The organism is Parafrankia sp. EUN1f (assembly GCF_000177675.1).
In the GTDB taxonomy this organism is placed as follows: Bacteria; Actinomycetota; Actinomycetes; order Frankiales; family Frankiaceae; genus Parafrankia.
Map to the genome: position 1 here is coordinate 65,585 of NZ_ADGX01000002.1, position 19,314 is coordinate 84,898.

Consider the following 19,314-nt stretch of genomic DNA (forward strand, 5'->3'; position numbering starts at 1 on the left):
AGGCGACTGACCTTTCCGGTCAACTGGACACTGTGGATCCGCGTGTCGTCGCCGCTTGGGCGGTGGACGTGCGAGTGCCACGGCGGGTCTTCGGTAGTCCGAGGCGCTGCTCGGCGACGAGGTTGCGGGCGATCTCGGTGGTGCCGCCCTGGATGGTGACGGCGCTGGAGTGGCGGGCGGCGCGTTCGATCTCGCCGTCGGCGGCCGGCGCGATGGAGCTCCCACTGGCAGGCGCACGCAGGATGCCGCCGAGGCCGGTGACGTCCTGGAGTTCGCGGCTGTCGCGTTGGTAGGCGGTAGAGGCGAACAGCTTCGCGATCGTGCCCGCGATGGCGGGTGACTGGCCGGCGATGTTGAGCCAGGCGGTCCGCTGGGTGAGCAGGAAGGCTACCTCCGCGTCGGCCCGGGCTCGTGCGATCGCGGCCAGCACGGCGGGGTCGTCGCCCGGTCGTTCCCCTTCCTGCCAGCTGCCTGCCGGCGCGGGGACGCGGGCCCAGGCCGTCACCGCGGTGAGCAGCGGCTCGATGGTCGCGGTGCTGCCCATGACGCCGCGTTCCAGGCTGAGCCCGATCGCCATGACCTGCCAGCCCTCGTCGATGCCACCGACTCGGCAGGAGTCCGGAACGATCACGTCGTCATAGAAGACGATGTTGGTCCGCTCGTCGGCGATCGTGTGGATCGGCTGGATCGTGATCCCCGGGGTGTCCAGCGGGACGAGGAACATCGTCAGGCCGCGGTGCTTGGGCACGTCGGGATTCGTGCGGGTCAGCAGCAGGCAGTGCGCGGCGGTGTGGGCGAGGGTGGTCCACATCTTCTGCCCGTTGATCCGCCAGGAGGTGTGCGTGTCGTCCACGGGGGTGGCCCGGGTCCGCGCGGACGCGACGTCGGAGCCCGCGCCAGGCTCGGAGTAACCGAGCACGGCGGTCGCCTCGCCAGCCAGCAGCCGAGGCAGGACGTCGGCGCGCAGCGCCGGGCTCCCGATCTGGTCGAGCACCCCGGCGACGATCATGGTGGTGCCGATGCCGTGGTAAGGCGCGTCCGCGAGCTCCAGCTCCCGGAAGAGGGCGGCCAGCTCGTAGGGATCCCGTGCGGCGCGGTCGCCCGGTGCGGACGCCGCGAGCCAGCCGCGCTCGGCGAGGGCCTGGTGCAGCGCCGGCACGTGCACGGTGCCGGTTCGGCGTGCCTCCTGGCGGACCTCGTCCGTCAGCCAGGATCGGACGAAGCCGCGGACCTGCGCGGCGAACACGGCGACGGACGGGTTGTGGGCGAAGTCCGTCCCACCCGGGGCCGGCGCCACCTGCCCGGCCGGCCCACCGGTCCGCGGGGCGGTGCCGGCGACCTCCGGGGCGTCCGCGGTGGTCGACCGGCCGTCCACGAGGTCGCGGCCCAGTTCGCGGGCCAGTGCACGGGGCGCGCCGGCGAGCGCGGGGTAGGCGCGGGCGCGGCGGAAGAACAGCTGCGCGTCGTGCTCCAGGGAGACCCCGAGGCCACCGTGGTACTGGACCGCCCGGTCCGCGGCGTGGCGTGCCGCCTCGGTGGCGAACAACGCCGCCATCGCCGCGAGCTGGTCACCGTCGGCTCCGGTGACCGACCGTTTCCCGGTGTCCAGGCTCCAGGCCGCCTCCCGCGACAACAGCGTGGCCCCGTCCACCAGCCCCGGCAGGTCCGCGAGCCCGTGCTGCACCCCCTGGAACGATCCGATCGGCACGCCGAACTGAACGCGTTCCTTCACCCATCGGGTCGCCAGCTCCAGCGCGCCGTCGGCAAGGCCGGCGAGCCAACCAGCCATCAGGACCAGCCATTCCGACCGGGCCCGCGCGAACGCCGCCACCGCCGGCGCGCCGCCGAGGACCACCGCCTCGCGCAGATCGCGGTCGGCCACCGGCAGGTCGCCCTGGTTGGCCACGGCGGCGCCGGGCGGGGTCGAGCGCGCCGCGACCACCTGACCGTCGCGCACCGCGAGGACCAGCCCGGCGACGGCCCCTGCCGGCACCGCGACGGCGGTGCCGGCGTGAACCCGCGGTGCCAGCGTCGCGATCAGCTCCCCGGCGACGACGGCGGGCAGGTCGGGATGGTCCGGCGCGACGGCGGCGAGCAGACGTGCCGCCGCGACGTGCTCGGCGAACGGCACCGGCGCCAGTGACCGCCCCAGCTCGATCGCCGCGATGACCGGCGCGTGCAGGCCGGCGCCGCCGCCGTCGTGCTTCTCGGGGATGGCGAGCCCTGGCAGCCCTGTCGCGCAGAGCTGCGCCCACAGCGTCGGGTCGTGCCCCAACGGCTCGGCGGCCCGGGCCGCCGCCAGCCCCGGACTACGGGTGAGCACGGCCGTGGCCAGCTCCTGCGCCGCTCGCGACGCCTCGTCCAACGACAGGTCCATGCACGCCTCCGAATGCCGTCACCGCACAGTTGGCGGCACGAGACCATCGAGCCGCTAATATATATAGATATTAATTTGGGAAGGGTGGTCGAGGTTCAGCCGACCGGCCCGCGCCTGTCCAGAGGTCGCAGGGTCCCTCGGGAGGGGTGGGTGCGCCGCCGGTCGGACCGTGGTCGCCCCCGCCACCGTCCGCACCCTTGCCGGCCCATCCGGCCGGGTGCAAGATAAATCTAGAGCTTTCGACGAGGGGACGTCGCATGAAGGTTCCGTTCACCTGGAAGCCCACCGGGTGGTTCATGGTCGGCTGGTCGGCCGAGTTCCGCACGGGTCAGGTCCGGCCGCTGCGGTACTTCGGCGAGGAGCTGGTCGCCTACCGCGACGAGTCCGGTGAGATGCACGTGCTGCAGGCCCACTGCCGGCACATGGGTGCCCACCTCGGCCACGGCGGCAAGGTCAACGGCGACTGCATCGAGTGCCCGTTCCACGGCTGGGGCTGGGGGCCGGACGGCAGGAACCGCTACATCCCGTACCAGGACCGGCCCAACCGCGCCGCCCAGCTGCGGGTGTACCCGGTGCACGAGCAGTACGGCTGCGTGTTCGTCTGGCACCAGCCGCGGGGCGAGGCGCCGCGCTGGCCGATGACCGACATCTTCCGGATCTTCCCGCAGTTCGAGACCGACCCCGCCGCCTACTACCCGCCCTACCCGGCGCTGTCGCGCAGGATGGAGCGCGAGCCGGTGCACCCGCAGATCCCGGGTGAGAACGCCGCCGACAGCATGCACTTCCAGTACGTCCACCACTCGACGGTGACGCCGGTCCTGCGCGACTGGAAGGCCGACGACCACGGGTGGCTGTTCGAGACCGGCTGGCCCGACCGCCGCAGCGACGACCCGGACGCGATGGTCCTGCGAATCCACAGCTACCTGTTCGGCCTCGGCGGCGCGATCAGCGCGTTCGCCGGCGTGGACAACTACCGCCTCATCTTCGCGACCACGCCCGTCGAGGACGGCGCCTCCGACATGTTCTACTCGATCTGGTGGCCCCGGATCCCGGGCGACACCTCCGACGTCCCGCCACCGGACGTGCTCGAACGCGTCGAGAAGGAGTTCCTCTCCACGCTCGACGACGACCTCGGGATCTGGCGCCACCAGGAGTACGTCGAGCGCCCCATCATGGCCGTCCAGGACGCGAAGCCGTACATGGCCTACCGCCGCTGGGCGACCCAGTTCTACGAGGTCCCAGCGGGGGAGTAGCCACCACCGGCGCCGCCTGGCCGTGCTCGCGACCGGTGCACCGGGGGGCGCGCCGGCGGCTCCCGGACGGAGTCGCGTTCGCGAGATCGCAGTCCGGTCGGGAGCCGCCGGTCTCGGTCAGGAGGTGGGGAGCCCGATGAGCTCGGCGCAGTTGGTGCGCATGATCAGCTGTACCTCCTCGGGGCTGAAGGCGGTCAGCTCGTCGGTGAACGCCGCCGGGTCGGCCAGGCCCTCGCCGTGCGGCCAGTCGGAGCCGAACAGGACCCGGTCGACGCCGATCGTGTCCGCGAGCTTGCGCAGGTCCTCCTCGTAGTACGGCGTGACCCAGATGTGCTCGCGGATCGTGTCCAGCGGGTCCTCGGCAAACCTCGACGGGACCCGGTTCGCCAGCTTCCGCAGGCCCTTGACCAGGGGGTAGACCCAGTCGGAACCGTTCTCGACACTGGCCACCTTCAGCGCAGGGTGGCGGGTGAAGACGCCGTCGACGATCAGGCTCGCGACTGTGTCGTGGATGGCCCGGTCGCCGACGAGCACGCTGCCGAGCAGGTCGGGGGCGCGGAACGGGGCGAACTCCTCGGCGCCGCCCCAGGGCGCGCCGACCATCGCGTTGTATCCGCTGTCGCCGAGGTGGAACGCGACCGGCACGCCAGCCTCGGCGAGTCGGGCCCAGACGGGGTCGTGCGCACGGTTGCCCAGCGAGCGGCCCTTGCCGGTCCCGGTCGGGACCGGGGCCGGGCGGACGTGGACGACCCGCGCGCCGAGGCCCAGCACCCGGTCGACCTCGGCGAGCGCCGCCTCGGGGTCGGCCAGCGAGAGCATCGGCACGGAGATGATCCGCTCCTGGTAGAAGTAGCCCCAGTCGTCCTCGAGCCAGCGGTTGAAGGCGTTGAGACTCGCCATCGTGGCCGGGACGTCGTACCGCAGCGCCTGCTCGACACCGCAGCCCAGGGTCGGGAAGAGCAGCACCGCGTCGAGGCCCTGGGCGTCCATCGTCGCCAGCCGTGCCTCCCGGTCCCGGTACTCGGGCCGGATGGGCTCGACCTTGGTGAGGCTGCGCGGGTCGACCCCCTCCGGGATCTGGCCGCGGAACTGCAGGTCGAGGCAGCCGGGAACGATCACCGGGTCGAACGTCGGGTTCGGGATGAAGCCGTTGACCTTTCCACCGATGACCATCTCGGTGTGTCGGCCGTCCTGGAACACGCGCACGCCGCGATCACGGAACTTCCGGTCGAGGTGGCGCGTGAACGCGTCGAGGGTCTCGTAGTAGTGGTTGTCCGCGTCGACCGGCCGCGGCGCCACCGGCTCCGGTCGCTGCTCATCTGCCATGACTGCCTCCCGGCCAGTTGAAAGATATGTAGATATCTCTACTCGGGTTGGTGTGACGGCGCAAAGGCCCGTCGCTCACTGGCCCCCGGTGGCCTGTGGCCCGCGGGGCACATCGCGGAAGGCGCCGGTGTCGGCGCGCTGCTCGCGCGGCAGGCCGAGGAGCCGCTCGGCGATGACGTTGCGGGCCATCTCCGTGGTGCCCCCGCCGATGCAGGCGGCCTGTCGGGTCAGGTAGCCGAGCCCGACCTGCGCGGCGGTCTCCTCGCCCGGGGCCCAGACCACTCCCGCGCCGCCGTACAGCTCCGTCGCGATCGCCGCGCGGCGGGCGTTGCTCGTGCCGCCGAACAGCCGCGTCATCGCCGCCGCGTGGTGGGGGAGCACACCGCCGGCCATCTTGCGGGTGACGGACTCGACCAGCGCCCGCAGGACGAGGGAACTCGTCTGCGCCTCACCGAGGAGGGCCCGCGTGCGGCTGTCGTCGATCGTCCCGAGCCGGCGGGCGGCCGCGATCATCGCCGCGGGCTCGTACGGGCCGTCGTTCGGCCGGTTCCCACCGCCGGTCACATAAGGGGAGCCGCCCGAGATCGTGCGCTCGTGGTAAAGCCAGCGGCCCATGACGTTCCACCCGGCGTCGACGTCGCCGATCCGGTCGGCGTCGGGCACGACGACGTCGGTGAGGAACTCCTGGCAGAAGTCCTTCGAGCCGTTCACCAGCTCGATCTGGCTGATCGCCAGCCCCGGGGCGGACATCGGCAGGCTGAACACGGTCAGGCCCTGGTGCTTCGCGACGTCCCAGTTCGTGCGGGCCAGGCAGAGCGCCCAGTCGCCCCACCAGCCGGACGTCGTCCAGACCTTCGAGCCGTTGAGGATCCACCGGTCGCCGTCGCGGGTGGCGGTGGTGACCGCGCCGGCGGCGTCCGAGCCGCCGCCCGGCTCGGACAGGAGCTGGACCCAGATCTCCTCGCCGCGCAGCATCCGGGGGATGTGACGCTGCTTCTGCTCCTCGGTCCCGAACTCCAGCAGCACGGCCATGCACGGAATGAAGGTGGACGCCTGGATCTCGGCGGGATAGTCGTAGCCCTTGATCTCCCGGTTGAACGCGGCCTGATGCGCCGGGGTCAAGCCCTGCCCGCCGTACCGCGTCGGCACGCAGATGCCGGCGAAACCGCCGTCGAAGAGCCGGCGCTGCAGCTCGCGGCAGGTCGCGGCCCGCGCGAGCACCTCCTCGTCGGTGGGATGGGTGGCGGCATAGAGGAAGAAGGTGTCACGGTCGGGATTCGCGGGCGGCATGTTCTCGGCCAGCCAGGCGCGGGCGCGGGCCGCGAACTCGTCGACGTCGATCATGGTCTCGCTCACTTGCCACCATCCTGGGCGGTCGCTGCCAGTGCGGTCTCGGTCAGGCCAACGAGCCGGTCGGTGAAGGTGGCCGGCGTGCCGAACAACTGCGCGTCGACGGTGGCGCGCCGAAGGTAGAGGTGCAGGTCGTGCTCGAAGGTGATCCCGATTCCGCCGTGCAGCTGGACGCAGTCCTGGATGACCTCCGGACCGACCCGCCCGACGTGCGCCTTCGCCGCGCTGGCCCACGAGTGGGCGTCCGGCGTGCCCTCGCCGACGCGCCGCGCGGCCTTCTCGGTGACCGCCGCGCTCGCCTCCAGCTGGGTGCGCAGGTCGGCCATCCGATGCTTGATCTCCTGGTACGACCCGAGCGGGCGGCCGAAGGAGTACCGGTCGTTCACCCACCGAAGGGTCATCGCGAAGGCGCGTTCCATCGCGCCGACGATCTCGCCGGCCTGCAGCACGGCGGTGAGATCGAGGAGCAGCTCGTCGTGATCGTCGGCGGAGCCGGGTTCGCCCACCTGAGCGTTCGCTGCTACGGCGACCTCCTGCAACGTCACCGCGGCGTGGCGGCGAGTGAGGTCGATGCCGCCCAGCGGGGAGGTCCGCACACCGGGGGCGTCGAGCGGAACCAGGTAGTGCGACCGTGCGTCATCCCCGTCAGCGGTGGTGTCGCTTCCGGAGGCGGCGACCAGAAGGTAGCCGTTCGGTGCGCCGCTCTCGACGCAGGGCACCACACCGTCCAGGAGGAAACCGTCGCCGGACCGGCCCGCGCGCACCGCGGCACCGGCGCGTGGCCCGGTGCGCGGCGAGTACCCCCAGGCGGCGGTGGCGGCTCCGTCGAACAACTCCGCCAGCGGCCCGCCGTGCCGCTCCTTGCTGCCCCACCGACCCAGCGCCGCGGCGACCACATTGGTCCCGATCAGTGGCCCGGGCGCGGCGTGCCGACCGAACTGGAAGGCGACCGCGAGGAGATCGGCGAGGCCGTTGCCGCTGACCGATCCGCCCCCGGAGCCCTCCGGGACCAGCAGCGACGTCCAGCCGAGCTCGGCACCCCGCTTCCACAGCACCGGATCGAAGGTCGAGTCCTGCCGGGCCAGCTCACGGATGCGCGTGGGCGGGTAGGTGGCCTCGAGGTACTGCTCCGTGGTGGCCTCGAGCAAGTCCTGGTCCGCGGTCTGCGTGAACATCGGCCCTCCTGGGATGTCCTGCTCGCGTAGCAGGCGCACGCTGGTGGCCTCACCGTACCGCCCGGAGCTATAAAGATCTATATCTTTCGCTGGTGGCTGTGGCTCGCTCGGGTCACGGGCTTCGATACGTGCCGCGGCCCAGCGCTCCAGCGGAATACTCACGCGACGCCGACTGTCCGATCCGCGAGAATCCTCGCCATGTTCCTGACGGTGTCGACGACCTACCAGCCAGCGACCGATCTGGGCTTCCTGCTGCACAAGCACCCCGACCGGGTTCATCGCTTCGACACCGCGGCCGGCCCGGCACACGTCTTCTACCCCGAGGCGACCGACGCGCGCTGCACCGCGGCACTGCTGCTGGAGGTCGACCCGGTGGGACTCGTCCGGGGAAGCTCGCGATCCACCGGCCGCCGGGGGCAGGCCGGCGGCGGCCGGGACACCGCCGGCGCACACTACGTCGACGATCGGCCCTACGCGGCCTCCAGCCTGCTCGCGGTCGCGATGGCGGCTGTCTTCTCGACGGCGATGGCGGGCCGGTGCCGGGCCCGGCCGGAGCTGGTCACGACACCGCTGCCGCTGAGCATCCGGCTTCCGTCGCTGCCGTGCCGCGGTGGCGGCGCCGACCTCGTCCGGCGTCTGTTCGAACCGTTGGGCTGGCAGGTCGAGGCGAACCCGCTACCGCTCGACCCGAACTTCCCGGACTGGGGCGACGCGCCGCATCACGACGTCACGCTGACCGGCACCGCCCTGCTGGCGGACGCCCTCACCCAGGCCTACGTGCTCCTGCCCGTGCTCGATGACGCCAAGCACTACCACGTCGGCCGCGACGAGATCGACAAGCTCGTCCGTGAAGGTGCCCGCTGGCTGCCCGGCCATCCGGAGCAGCGGCTGATCGCACGCCGCTACCTCGCCCACCGCTCCGGCCTGGCGACGGCGGCGCTGACGCAGCTGTCCGTGGCCGAGGACCTCACCGCCGAGGGCATCCCCGACGGCTTCGAACCGGGACGGCTCACCTCCGACGCGACGGAACCAGATCCCGCCGCGAACGCGGAACCCGACCGCACCATGGAAACCGGGCTCACCACGAACCCGGAACCCGGCCTGATCCAGGCGGCGGGCCAGGGCCCGAGCACGGTGCCGAGCACGGTGCCGGGAGCGGTGCCGGGAGCGGTGCAGGGAGCGGACGCCGATCCGGTGAACGGCGATGGCACACCGGAGCTGCCGCTGGCTGAGCAGCGGCGCCGCGCGATCATGGCCGAGCTGCGGACGGCCGGCGCGCGCCGCGTCGCCGACGTCGGCTGCGGTGCCGGCCGGCTGGTGGCCCGTCTCGTCGCCGACCGGGCCTTCACCGAGATCGTCGCGGTCGACGTCTCCCACCGCGCGCTCGAGCTCACCGCCCGCAGACTGCACGTCGAGCAGATGTCCGACCGCGACCGTGAACGGGTCCGCCTGGTCGTCTCCTCGCTGCTGTACCGGGACGACCGCCTCACCGGGATGGACGCGATCGTGCTCTCAGAGGTGGTCGAGCACGTCGACCCGCCCCGGCTGCCGGTGCTCGCCGACGTCCTGCTCGGGCACGCGCGGCCCGGGACCCTTCTCATCACCACTCCGAACCGGGAGTACAACGTGCGCTACGACGGACTGCCCCCCGGCGTTCTGCGGCATCGGGACCACCGCTTCGAATGGACCCGCGCCGAGTTCACCGCCTGGATCGGCGACCTCGTGGCCGGCTACCCCTACCGCGCCAGGATCGGCGGTATCGGCGCCGACGACCCCGAGGTCGGCCAGCCGACCCAGCTCGCGGTCCTGGAACTGGCGGCGCCGGAGCGAGGGGCGAACCGATGAGCGAGACGAGTCAGCTCCCGTCCGAGCCGTCCGAGCCGTCCGAGCCGTCCGAGCCGTCCGAGCCGTCCGAGCCGTCCGAGCTGTCCGAGCTGTCCGAGCCGTCCGAGCTGTCCGGGCTGTCCGAGCCGCCGAAGGAGCCGCCGGTCGCGCCGCTCACGATTCCCAACCCGAGCCTCGTCGTGCTGGTGGGGGTGACCGGCTCCGGCAAGTCGACGTTCGCGCGCCGGCACTTCCTGCCGACCCAGGTGCTGTCCTCCGACTTCTGCCGTGGGCTCGTCGCCGACGACGAGAACGACCAGTCCGCGACCGCGGACGCTTTCGACGTCCTGAACTTCATCGCCGCCCGCAGGCTCACCGCCGGGCGCCTGACCGTCGTGGACGCGACCAACGTGCAGCGGACATCCCGCGCCCGCCTGGTGGAGCTGGCCAGAGCGCACGATGTGCTGCCCGTCGCCATCGTGCTCGACGTGCCGGAGTCGGTCTGCGTCGCGCGCAACGCGGACCGGCCGGACCGGGCCTTCGGCGCGCACGTCGTCCGCCGCCAGCACGGCGAGCTGCGCCGGTCACTGCGCGGGCTGGCCCGCGAAGGCTTCCGCCGCGTGCACGTCCTGCGCTCCGAGGCGGAGATCGCCGCCGCGACGATCCAGTACACCCCGCTGCTCAACGACCGCCGCGAGCTCACCGGCCCGTTCGACGTGATCGGTGACGTGCACGGCTGCCGCGACGAGCTGGAGGCGTTGCTGATCCGGCTGGGCTACCAGCTGCGCCGCGACGATGAGGGCCGCGCGGTCGGCGGTGCCCACCCGGAAGGCCGGCGCGCCATCTTCCTCGGCGACCTGGTGGACCGCGGGCCCGACACGCCCGGGGTCCTGCGGCTGGCGATGGGCATGGTCGCCGCCGGCGAGGCGTTCGCGGTGCCCGGCAACCACGAGAACAAGCTCGTCCGTGCCCTGCGCGGCCGGCAGGTGCGGATCGGGCACGGTCTCGCCGAGTCGCTGGCGCAGCTCGGCCGGGAGACACCCGAGTTCCGGACCGAGGTCGAACAGTTCTGCGACGGGCTGGTCTCACACCTCGTCCTCGACGGCGGACGTCTCGTCGTCGCGCACGCCGGGCTGAAGGAGGCCTACCAGGGCCGGGCCTCCGGCCGGGTGCGGTCGTTCGCTCTCTACGGGGACACCACCGGTGAGAGCGACGAGTACGGGCTGCCGGTGCGCTACCCCTGGGCCCGTGATTACCGGGGGAAGGCGATGGTGCTCTACGGCCACACCCCCGTCCCCGAGCCGCGGTGGGAGAACAACACCCTGTGCCTGGACACCGGGTGTGTGTTCGGCGGACGTCTCACCGCGCTGCGCTACCCGGAGCGGGAACTGGTGTCCGTGCCGGCGGCCCGCGAGTACTTCGAGCCGCGTCGGCCGCTGACGGAGCAGCACACGGAGCAGCCGGCGGAGGGACCGGCGACACGGCCCGAGGAGGAGCCGTCCGTCGACGACGGCGCCGTCGACCCGCCCGCCGCCGGGGCCTCCGACCCCGGCCCGGCCAGCCTGATCATCGACACCGGCGCCTCGGTCGACAGAACCACCGGCCCGACGGCGCGCCCTGACACGCTTCACGTCAACGACGTCCTCGGCCGCAGGTTCATCGAGACGCGCCACGGCGGCCGAGTCCGGATCGAGGAGCCCAACGCGCTCGCGGCTCTGGAGGTGATGAGCCGCTTCGCCGTCGACCCACGCTGGCTCGTCTACCTTCCGCCGACGATGAGCCCGCCGCCGACCTCGACCCTGCCGGGCCTGCTCGAACATCCGGCGGAGGCCTTCGAGGCCTACCGCGCGGACGGCGTCGAGGATCTTCTGTGTGAGCAGAAGCACATGGGCTCGCGGGCCGTGGTCGTCGTCTGCCGGGATGCCGCCACCGCCCGCGGGCGATTCGGCGCGCCCGACGGGGTCACCGGCGCGGTCTTCACCCGAACCGGCCGGCCGTTCCTCGCCCCGGACCTGACCGAGGCGCTGCTGGCCCGGCTCCGGGCGGCGATGGCCACCAGCGGCCTGTGGGACGAGCTGGCGGCCGGATGGGCGGTGTTCGACGGGGAGATCATGCCGTGGAGCGCCAAGGCCCACGCCCTGATCCGGCGCCAGTACGCGGCCACCGGCGCGGCGGCCCGCGCCGCCCTCCCGGTCGCCGTCGACGCCCTGGCCCGGGCCGTGGGCCGCGGTGTCGACGTCGCGGACCTGCTGGAACGCACCCGCGGCCGGGCGGCCAACGCGGACGCGTTCACGGCGGCGTACCAGCCGTACTGCTGGCCCGTCGACGGCCTGGACGGCCTGCGGTTCGCGCCGTTCATGCTGCTGGCAGCCGGGGGCGTCGCACCCGCTGCGCCACCCATCGACCAGGCGGCTGCGGCGGTGGCGGGCGGCGCGGGTCACGCCGGGGACGGGCAGACCGCGAGGACCTACCTGCACCAGGACAACCTGTGGCATCTGGCGGTGGCGGACCGCCTCGCCGCCGCCGATCCGGACCTGCTGGCCACCACCGCGCGGATCCGGGTCAACCCGGCCGACCCGGACTCGGTGGCCGCCGGAACGCGGTGGTGGGAGGAGCTGACCGCCGCCGGCGGCGAGGGCATGGTGGTCAAGCCGTTCGCGGGCCTGGCCCGGGGAAAACGAGGGCTGGCCCTGGCCGGCGTGAAGGTGCGGGGCCGGGAGTACCTGCGCATCATCTACGGCGCCGACTACACCGAGGCGGTGCACCTGGAGCGGCTGCGCGAGCGGGGCCTGGGCCGCAAACGATCCCTGGCCTTCCGCGAGTACGCCCTGGGACTGGAGGCGCTCGAACGCACCGCGGCCGGGGAGCCGCTGTGGCGGGTTCACGAATGCGTCTTCGCCGTGCTGGCCCTGGAGTCCGAGCCGGTGGATCCACGGCTGTAGGGCACCAGAAGGGCACTGTCGCGTCTGCGGGCCAGGCGGGCGAACCGTCCGCCCGGATCAGGGTGGACGCCGAGGTTGCCACCGCGGTAAGTCACCTGCCAACAGCAATGGCTCGCAAGCAAGATATCGCGAAACCACTGACGGCCCGGCGCCGGGTAGTGGATGATTCCGCCAGGATCAGGGCGGTCGTAGTGCCGGCTGATCAGGGGGTGGCCATCGGCAGTGTCCGTCGAGGCTGTTCCGTGTCTTCATCGCAGAGAAAATAGCTATCCCGAGATGAAGTACTCCTTCTGTCGAGGTGTTTCATGAGCATGCGATCTGAACCAGGAAGCCTACGCCTGAGTCAACTCGCCCGCATCGACGCCCTGATCACCGAGGCCCAATCGCGCGGGTTCGGGCTGTCCGACCGATTCAGGATTCACATCACTGAGGAACAGGCCGCCGCGACTCCGGACGCGCATCACCCGCTCTTCGACCTGTCCGAGCATGACCGGGAGATCCTCAACCAGATCATCGAGCTGACCGGGCAGCTGGAACACACGACGTCGATCGGCGAGCTCGTGGAGATGCGGGCACAGGTCGTCCAGGGCTGACATGGCTGAGGTGCTGGCCACAGTCGCGGTCGGTCTGGTCTTCGCCGGCTGGTTCGCGGCGAGCGTGCTGAACCAGTTCGCTCTGGGCTGGTGGAAGCGCATAGTCCGCTATGATCTGTTGGGACTCGTGCCTCGTTGGACCTTCTTCGCCCCAGATCCCGCTCGCGAGGACGTCCATATTGTCTACCGCGACCGGAGCGGGACCACCCGCGGGCCATGGCGTGCTCTCACCACCGCGCCCCCGAATCCGTGGGTGCGGTGGATCTGGAATCCGGGACGCTTCGAGCGCAAGGCGAGTATTGACCTGGTCAACGGGTTGCGCAGCAGTCGACAACAGCTCAAGGAGCATCCGAACGCTCTGATCCTGTCGACCCCGTACGTCGGGCTTGCCGGGTGGGTGGCGAGACAGTCCAGGGACTCCTCGGCCGCGTACCGGGAGTTCGCCGTTCTCACGTCCATGGGGTTCCCGCCAGACCAGGAGCTTTCTGTCGAGTTCGCTTCGCAGGCGCACCGACTTGAATCCTGACCCGGCCCGAGCCCTCGACATCACAGCCCGACTCGCTGCCACCGCCGCGCTCGTCGGCAACTGCGAGGCCCTGGCAGCCCGCCGGATGTTCAGGTATGCCGGCGTTTTCCACATCAGCGGCGTACGGACCCTGCACTGGGCCGACAGCCGGCTGCTCGCCGTGCTGGGCGGGCGAGAAATGCAACTCCTCTGCCTGGGCGTGCTCAGCTGCCTCGTCGCCGTGATCCTCGGCCCGTGGGACGGCATCGGCTACACGGGGCTTGTGACAGCGCTCGCGGTCCGACTGGCCATGGGCCAGCGGCGGATCGTTGGTAGTGATGGCGCCGAGCAGCTGACGACGCTGGTGCTGGTGTCGGTGGCGCTGGCGGCGTTCCCGCCCGTCTCGCCGACCAGAACCGGCCTTGCGGTCGGCTTCATCGCAGCCCAGCTCGTGCTCTGCTACACGACCTCCGGGGTCTCGAAGCTTGCCTCCCCGGTATGGCGGAGCGGGACGGCGGTAGGCGACATCATCGGTACCCAGACCTACGGGCTGGGTGTCGCCGCCCGTGCCCTGGGCCGGGTCCCGTTCGGGAGCCTCGGCGTCGGGTGGGCGGTGATGCTGTTCGAGACGGCCTTCGTGGCGGCCCTCTTCGGGCCGTCGTGGCTGGTCCTCGGCGCGCTCGGAATGGCGTTGCTCTTTCATGTGTGCTGCGCGGTGGTCATGGGCCTCAACGACTTCCTGTGGGCCTTTCCCGCGACCTATCCGTGTGTTCTGGTCCTGAGCCAGTGGTTTCGTTGACCATGACGGCCGACAGCGGGGGATCAGGCCGGCGCGGCGGGCGGCGCGGACTGTGGATCGTCGCCGGGATCGCGGCGTTAGGGGCGGTATGCGCGGTGGTGGGTATCTGGCATCTGCCGGCGCGGATGTATCCAGCGGCGGACCAGTCCGAGGCGCGGGCCGCGCTCCAGGGCGGGTTGCTGACCGCGGCCGCCGCCCTGATCGCGGTCACCGGTGGTCTTGTCGCGCTGGACGAGACCCGCCAGGCCAACGCCGAGGTGCGGCGCGCGAACGAGAACACCCACGTCCGGGAGCTCTATACGCGGGCGGTCGACCAGCTCGGTTCCGAGATTGTCACGATCCGACTCGGCGGGATCTACGCCCTGGAACGCATCGCTGTCGACTCCCCGGCCGACCAGCGGACCGTTGTCGAAGTCCTCTCCGCATTCGTCCGTGTCCGCGGCACCGCCCTCGCCCGGACATCCTCCGTTCCCGCCACTGCCGGCGATGAGCCGCTCGAGCCGACGTATCCAGCTGCCGACATTCGCGCCGCGATCCAGGTCCTGGCACGTCTTCCCGCCCGCAGGGGGGTTCCGCGCTGTGATCTGACCGGCACCGAGCTCACCGGGCCCGCCAGCCTTGCCCACCTCAGCCTTACCGGCGCCAACCTCACTGGCGCGTGGCTGAGCGGAGCGGACCTGACCGGCGCTGTGCTGAGCGGAGCGGACCTCACCGACGTCCGGCTGCGTGGAGCAGACCTCACGGGCGCCTGGCTTGACGAGGCGAACCTCACCAATGCCCGGTTGAGCAGGGCGAATCTCACCAACGCCTGGCTTGACGAGGCGAACCTCACCGACGCCCGGTTGAGCAGGGCGAATCTCACCAACGCTGTGGGGCTGTCGCAGGAACAGGTGGATGTGGCGCGAGGGGACAGGGAGACGCAGTTGCCGACATGGCTGGTGCGGCCGGCGTCGTGGAGTCCGGAAGGGCCGTTGCCGGACTGATCAGTCCGGGCCGGCCTACTGCGGCCGCCCCGGAAGCGAGCGGGCTGCCACCCGGAGGATCAGAGCCTCCAAGTCGGTAGTAGATGTCCCGGGAGCCACCCCGTTTCGCGAACCCGTATTCACAGAAGGCCATCAGGAGAAGCTCCACCGGTACCGCCACCCCGGAGACCACGCGTCGCTTCAGCGAGGTCCAGTCGTCGCTGAGGTCCCACGGGAAAGGATCGAGAGATTGCCCCAGTAGAAGAATGCCGACGTCAACGCCACGAGAACCAGGAGTACCAGCGTCACCTTGACGGTTGCTCCGCCGGGGCCGGCCCGGGGAATACCACATCGCGCCCAGGGATGCATGCCGACCATCCAGTTTATTCCGGGAAGATGTCCCTTTCTGGATAAGGACCCGGTAGTGGCGGCATGCTCCGGTTCCTGACAGGAGCCGGGATCTCCATGCCGGCTCCTGTGGACTCGGGTGGTGTGACCGTCAGCTGCCCAGAGCGGCGCTACGGCAGGACGTCGTAGGAGTACCAGGCGCTGGCGTCGAGTACCTGGCCTGGCATGAACGACCTGTCGAGCAGGGCAATCATGTCGTCGTCGATCCGATGGCCCACCGGCGCTCCCCGCACATCCTGCCCGGGCTCGTAGGTCCGGCCGTGGCGGGTCATCCAGGACTCCCAGATCCGGTCCACGTTGCAGTGGTTCAGGAAGAAGACCGGATCGTTCGGGGAGGTGCCGGGCAGCATGTCACCGCCCACCCAGACGTGCACTCGATTATGCATCCGGGGCCCGTTCACCCAGCCCTCGACGAGGTTGCGATGAGAGACGACCGAGATATCCCACGGATCACGGTCGTAATGATCGCTGTTGAGCGCCGCCCGCACGTCGGAGGACGGGGGGAGGGTGCCGACCTGGGTGCCGGCCGCGCGCACGATCGGCCGGGGTGGAATGGACCAGAGGCCGTCGTCACGCTCTTCGATCCGGACGATGTGGGCGGCGAGCGGGCCCGTCGTGACGGAGCCCCGCGGCGGGCCCAGGAACTTGTCGGTCCAGAGGACATGGTTGAGCTGTTGGTCGGGGGTCAGATCACCGCCGGCCACGGCCCAGTCCCAGTAGGGCAGGCCGGCGTCGGCAACGTCGCTGTGCCGTTGGAGCTGCTGTTCCAGCCGCAGGAGGTACATCCGGTGCCACGGCAGGAACACCGGGCCGCCATGGGCCCGATTGCGCATCGCGGTTTCGGGTGACGTCGTCAGTTGCATGGAGGCCCAGTGCCAGATGACGAACAGATCCCACACCGACAGTCGTTGCTCGATTCCGCGCATGCGGAACCCGGGAATCACCTGTGCGAGTACCTGACTCGCGGAGCGGGCGGTGACCGAGGTGAGCTCCGTACTCAGGCCGACGGCCGCGTCGAGGTAGCGCTGTGCCGCGGTGAGGTCGTCGAGGATGTGGGTCCGGACGGCGGTCACCGGTGACCGCCGTCCGCCCGCTGATCTCCGTGTGCACTTTCGGTGTGGCCGTGAGGCCCGTGTTCGGTGTGCCCGTGATGTTCGTGTTCTGGCTGCTCGGGTCCGTGTTCGGCCGCCAGCTCGTCAGGGACGGTCGGCTTCTCCCAGAGACGGGTGTCGATGATGGTTTTCACCACGTCGACGGCGGAGTTCGGTGCGTACTGCGGGAACCGGTGGTAGTGAACCTCCCCCGAGGGGAGCGCCTCGATATGGCCGACGAGGGGTTTTCCGTCGATCGTGATGCGGTAGGTGGTCTCGATCCTCGCCTGATGGCCCTTGTATTCGAAGTCGCGCACGCTCGTCGACGTTCCGGTCCCGTGGCTGTGAGGTGCTACCTCGACACCGCGCAGACCCTCCGCGGAAAGGAAGTATGTCGCGAGGTCCTCCGCCGAACCGCCGTTTTGCTCGTTCACAGGCGCCTCCTACCTCGATGTCTTCCACATCTCAACAGATGCGGGGAGGCCGACGCAATGACCGGGCGATACCGGGCCGGTTCGAGGCCACTGGTCACTTCGGGCGGAGCCCGGACCCGCCGACCGCCCCTGCGTCCCCGCGAGGACGCCGTGGGCGGGCGGCAACACCGTCGCAGGTGACGTGGTCCATCCGCGTCCGGTTCGAGCCTGAATTCACCGGTGCAGCCGCGACGTCACCCTCGGTTTCTGCCGTCGGTTGGCGATCAAGGAAATGCTGTACCTACGATGGCCGCGATTTTGGCAACCTCCTCACCCAGCTCAAGGAGAAATCCGGGGAAATGCATGCCGCGATGCTGAGGTGCGAGCGCTCCAGGGTGCTTCCGGTACTTTTCGTCATCGCGGCGGTCGTGATCGCCGTTTCCTGTGGCGGTGAGGCGGACCCGCCGCGGTCCGAGAGCCTTGCCGCGGCCCTGCCCACAGAGCCGACCAGCCTCCCACTGCAGCCGAATGCCCCGGCCGTCGGCGGCGACGTCCAGGCTCCGCTGCAGGACGTGGCGCGGCTGCAGATCACCGAGGCGCAGGCGATGGAGATAGCCGAGGCGTGCCGTGACGCAAGTGAGATCGTGGCCGGAAGCGAATGCACGTCGACGATACGGGACAGTACCGAGAACGCTCAGCCGTGCGCGGCGAAGCAGCTCTGCATCACCGCCGCGGAGGTCGGCAAGCCCGCCGGAACCGCGGGCGGCGCTCCGGCGACCGTGGGCTCGGTGCCCCAGGCCGCAGGAGTAGGTACTCGGCCATCGAGCAACGCGATGCCAGCTGGCACGGCAGCGAACCAGCAGGTGAGCTACATCATCGCGATCACCGATGAGCGGCCGGGAAGTCCGCTGTGCTCCGATGCCCCCGCCGGTCTCTGTTTTGTACTTCCAGCCGACGACGAGGCCGCCGCGGACGTGGTCAACAACGCCCGGTTCGCGCAGTCGACGCTGCCTGAGCCGGATGTGCAGGAATCACACGATGCTGAGCCGCCGACCTCCCCCGCGGAGTCACCGGAAACCCAGACCGGGAACGAGCGGGAGGTTCCGAACGAACAGGAGGTTCCCCCGACACAGGAGCCACCCTCGACCACCGAGCCTGCTTCGGAGCCGAAGCCGGGGCCGGAATCGCCGCCCGTCGATCAAACGCCGCCCGGCTCGGACGGCGACGAGGGGCAGAGCGGTGGCTCGTTGCCCATGCCCACAGGCACCTGAGACCGATTCGCTGACATGTCTGATTCTGACGAAGGCTCCCCACCCGCCGAAGGTCCGCCTCATCCCGACGCGGAAGCGGGCCCCGCCGACAGCTCCGGAGCCGACGGCTCCGGGACTCGCCCGGGTACCGGTGACGCCGTTGAGCCCGCAGGCATGCAGCTGAGCACCATCCTCGAGCTGATCGGCCGGGTGGTCGCGCCGGCCAGCCTGCTGACCGCGATGTTCTATTTCTTTGGATACACCCGCGAGCGCGAGTTCTACCGCCACTTCGGTGTCGATCTCGGAACCGTTGGGTTGTCCACGACCGACTATCTGATCCGCAGCGCGGGGGTCGCGTTCGTCCCACTGGCGGTCCTGGCCGTTGTCGCCGCCGTCGCGATCATCGCCCAGCCGGTGGTGACCGCGGAGCTGGCACGCTGCACCGGACGAACCGGCGCTGTCGCCGTATGCCTGCTGGCGACCGCTGCGGCGGCGCTGTTGGGCGTGGCCGTGACCGGCCTGGTGACGCCGGCCAGGGAGATCGGGTCACAACCGTTGGCCGCCCCCATAGCCCTGGGTGGCGCCACGCTGGTCACCGGCTACTGCCTCGCACTCGTCGAGCGTCATGCGGCCACGCCGGCCGGTATGCGGCGGACTCTGGCGGCAGGCCGGGCTACGCGTATCAGCGCCCTGGCGATTCTGGTCATCATCTCGGTCTTCTGGCTGACCGCGAACATCGGGGCGGATCGCGGACGGGCAGCCGCCAACACGCTCGAGCGGACCCTTGTCACGCATCCGCAGGCCATCGTCTTCAGCCGGCAGAAGCTTTACATCAGTGGGCCGGGTGTCATGTTCCTTCCGCTGGATTCCAGCAACTCCCGCTACGCGTTCCGGTACAACGGTCTTCGCGTGCTGCTACACAATGCGGGGCGGTGGTTTCTGTTGCCCGCCGGCTGGCAGCCCGGTGACGGCACGGTCCTGATCCTGCCAGACAGCGATCCGGACATCCGCGTAGATCTGGCGCCCTGACAGCGGTTGCTTCAGAT

15 protein-coding genes are annotated in these 19,314 nt (G+C 70.7%); 9 read left to right on the forward strand and 6 right to left on the reverse strand.

Annotated elements, in window-relative coordinates; translation table 11 throughout:
- Window positions 1-19 precede the first annotated feature (19 nt).
- Window positions 20-2,377, reverse strand: a complete 2,358-nt coding sequence (locus FREUN1FDRAFT_RS00875; protein WP_006538021.1) for an acyl-CoA dehydrogenase — start codon at window positions 2,375-2,377, stop codon at window positions 20-22.
- A 257-nt stretch (window positions 2,378-2,634) separates the two neighbouring features.
- Here FREUN1FDRAFT_RS00875 and FREUN1FDRAFT_RS00880 point away from each other — a divergent pair, with 257 nt between their 5' ends.
- Window positions 2,635-3,630 carry a Rieske 2Fe-2S domain-containing protein gene (locus FREUN1FDRAFT_RS00880; protein WP_006538022.1) on the forward strand — a complete coding sequence of 332 codons (996 nt, stop codon included), beginning with the start codon at window positions 2,635-2,637 and terminating at the stop codon, window positions 3,628-3,630.
- 117 nt (window positions 3,631-3,747) lie between these two features.
- Here FREUN1FDRAFT_RS00880 and FREUN1FDRAFT_RS00885 read toward each other — a convergent pair whose 3' ends face one another.
- From FREUN1FDRAFT_RS00885 to FREUN1FDRAFT_RS00895, 3 genes are all read right to left on the reverse strand, one after another.
- Window positions 3,748-4,956 carry an amidohydrolase family protein gene (locus FREUN1FDRAFT_RS00885; RefSeq protein WP_006538023.1) on the reverse strand — a complete coding sequence of 403 codons (1,209 nt, stop codon included), beginning with the start codon at window positions 4,954-4,956 and terminating at the stop codon, window positions 3,748-3,750.
- Between the two features lie 75 nt (window positions 4,957-5,031).
- Window positions 5,032-6,312 (reverse strand): acyl-CoA dehydrogenase family protein, encoded by a 1,281-nt coding sequence (locus FREUN1FDRAFT_RS00890; protein ID WP_006538024.1) that lies wholly within the window; start codon window positions 6,310-6,312, stop codon window positions 5,032-5,034.
- Window positions 6,309-7,481 carry an acyl-CoA dehydrogenase family protein gene (locus FREUN1FDRAFT_RS00895; RefSeq protein WP_006538025.1) on the reverse strand — a complete coding sequence of 391 codons (1,173 nt, stop codon included), beginning with the start codon at window positions 7,479-7,481 and terminating at the stop codon, window positions 6,309-6,311. The genes FREUN1FDRAFT_RS00890 and FREUN1FDRAFT_RS00895 overlap by 4 nt, the downstream gene beginning before the upstream one ends.
- Before the next feature lie 198 nt (window positions 7,482-7,679).
- Here FREUN1FDRAFT_RS00895 and FREUN1FDRAFT_RS00900 point away from each other — a divergent pair, with 198 nt between their 5' ends.
- The 6 genes from FREUN1FDRAFT_RS00900 (at window position 7,680) to FREUN1FDRAFT_RS00925 (ending at window position 15,127) form a co-directional block, all read left to right on the forward strand.
- On the forward strand, window positions 7,680-9,326 hold the full coding sequence (locus FREUN1FDRAFT_RS00900; RefSeq protein WP_006538026.1) for a 3' terminal RNA ribose 2'-O-methyltransferase Hen1: 1,647 nt from the start codon (window positions 7,680-7,682) through the stop codon (window positions 9,324-9,326).
- Window positions 9,323-12,247 (forward strand): polynucleotide kinase-phosphatase, encoded by a 2,925-nt coding sequence (locus tag FREUN1FDRAFT_RS00905; RefSeq protein ID WP_006538027.1) that lies wholly within the window; start codon window positions 9,323-9,325, stop codon window positions 12,245-12,247. The genes FREUN1FDRAFT_RS00900 and FREUN1FDRAFT_RS00905 overlap by 4 nt, the downstream gene beginning before the upstream one ends.
- A 305-nt stretch (window positions 12,248-12,552) precedes the next feature.
- Window positions 12,553-12,840, forward strand: coding sequence for a hypothetical protein (locus tag FREUN1FDRAFT_RS00910; RefSeq protein WP_006538028.1), 288 nt, complete (start codon window positions 12,553-12,555; stop codon window positions 12,838-12,840).
- Window position 12,841: 1 nt separating this feature from the next.
- Window positions 12,842-13,366 (forward strand): hypothetical protein, encoded by a 525-nt coding sequence (locus FREUN1FDRAFT_RS00915; protein ID WP_006538029.1) that lies wholly within the window; start codon window positions 12,842-12,844, stop codon window positions 13,364-13,366.
- Window positions 13,356-14,144 carry a hypothetical protein gene (locus tag FREUN1FDRAFT_RS39330; protein WP_006538030.1) on the forward strand — a complete coding sequence of 263 codons (789 nt, stop codon included), beginning with the start codon at window positions 13,356-13,358 and terminating at the stop codon, window positions 14,142-14,144. Before FREUN1FDRAFT_RS00915 ends, FREUN1FDRAFT_RS39330 begins: the two co-directional genes overlap by 11 nt.
- Before the next feature lie 2 nt (window positions 14,145-14,146).
- Window positions 14,147-15,127, forward strand: a complete 981-nt coding sequence (locus FREUN1FDRAFT_RS00925) for a pentapeptide repeat-containing protein (RefSeq protein ID WP_006538031.1) — start codon at window positions 14,147-14,149, stop codon at window positions 15,125-15,127.
- 497 nt (window positions 15,128-15,624) lie between these two features.
- On the opposite strand, the gene FREUN1FDRAFT_RS00930 is transcribed toward FREUN1FDRAFT_RS00925, so the two are convergent.
- Both FREUN1FDRAFT_RS00930 and FREUN1FDRAFT_RS00935 read right to left on the reverse strand, forming a co-directional pair.
- The gene (locus FREUN1FDRAFT_RS00930; RefSeq protein ID WP_006538032.1) at window positions 15,625-16,587 is read right to left on the reverse strand and encodes a tyrosinase family protein; all 963 of its coding nucleotides are present in this window, start codon (window positions 16,585-16,587) and stop codon (window positions 15,625-15,627) included.
- A complete protein-coding gene (locus FREUN1FDRAFT_RS00935) occupies window positions 16,584-17,039 on the reverse strand; it encodes a hypothetical protein (protein WP_006538033.1) in 456 nt (151 codons plus the stop codon). The genes FREUN1FDRAFT_RS00930 and FREUN1FDRAFT_RS00935 overlap by 4 nt, the downstream gene beginning before the upstream one ends.
- Before the next feature lie 350 nt (window positions 17,040-17,389).
- Between FREUN1FDRAFT_RS00935 and FREUN1FDRAFT_RS00940 the strand changes: the two genes are divergently transcribed.
- Both FREUN1FDRAFT_RS00940 and FREUN1FDRAFT_RS00945 read left to right on the forward strand, forming a co-directional pair.
- Window positions 17,390-18,289 carry a hypothetical protein gene (locus tag FREUN1FDRAFT_RS00940; RefSeq protein ID WP_157474179.1) on the forward strand — a complete coding sequence of 300 codons (900 nt, stop codon included), beginning with the start codon at window positions 17,390-17,392 and terminating at the stop codon, window positions 18,287-18,289.
- A gap of 15 nt (window positions 18,290-18,304) precedes the next feature.
- Window positions 18,305-19,297, forward strand: coding sequence for a hypothetical protein (locus FREUN1FDRAFT_RS00945; RefSeq protein ID WP_157474180.1), 993 nt, complete (start codon window positions 18,305-18,307; stop codon window positions 19,295-19,297).
- Window positions 19,298-19,314: the final 17 nt, after the last annotated feature.

Coding starts and splice junctions, on each gene's coding strand:
- FREUN1FDRAFT_RS00885 (WP_006538023.1), bottom strand. CDS start 4,956: ATGGCAGATGAGCAGCGACCGGAGCCGGTGGCGCCGCGGCCGGTCGAC.
- FREUN1FDRAFT_RS00905 (WP_006538027.1), top strand. CDS start 9,323: ATGAGCGAGACGAGTCAGCTCCCGTCCGAGCCGTCCGAGCCGTCCGAG.
- FREUN1FDRAFT_RS00880 (WP_006538022.1), top strand. CDS start 2,635: ATGAAGGTTCCGTTCACCTGGAAGCCCACCGGGTGGTTCATGGTCGGC.
- FREUN1FDRAFT_RS00910 (WP_006538028.1), top strand. CDS start 12,553: ATGAGCATGCGATCTGAACCAGGAAGCCTACGCCTGAGTCAACTCGCC.
- FREUN1FDRAFT_RS00925 (WP_006538031.1), top strand. CDS start 14,147: ATGACGGCCGACAGCGGGGGATCAGGCCGGCGCGGCGGGCGGCGCGGA.
- FREUN1FDRAFT_RS00915 (WP_006538029.1), top strand. CDS start 12,842: ATGGCTGAGGTGCTGGCCACAGTCGCGGTCGGTCTGGTCTTCGCCGGC.
- FREUN1FDRAFT_RS00895 (WP_006538025.1), bottom strand. CDS start 7,481: ATGTTCACGCAGACCGCGGACCAGGACTTGCTCGAGGCCACCACGGAG.
- FREUN1FDRAFT_RS00940 (WP_157474179.1), top strand. CDS start 17,390: ATGCTGAGGTGCGAGCGCTCCAGGGTGCTTCCGGTACTTTTCGTCATC.
- FREUN1FDRAFT_RS00875 (WP_006538021.1), bottom strand. CDS start 2,377: ATGGACCTGTCGTTGGACGAGGCGTCGCGAGCGGCGCAGGAGCTGGCC.
- FREUN1FDRAFT_RS00900 (WP_006538026.1), top strand. CDS start 7,680: ATGTTCCTGACGGTGTCGACGACCTACCAGCCAGCGACCGATCTGGGC.
- FREUN1FDRAFT_RS00945 (WP_157474180.1), top strand. CDS start 18,305: ATGTCTGATTCTGACGAAGGCTCCCCACCCGCCGAAGGTCCGCCTCAT.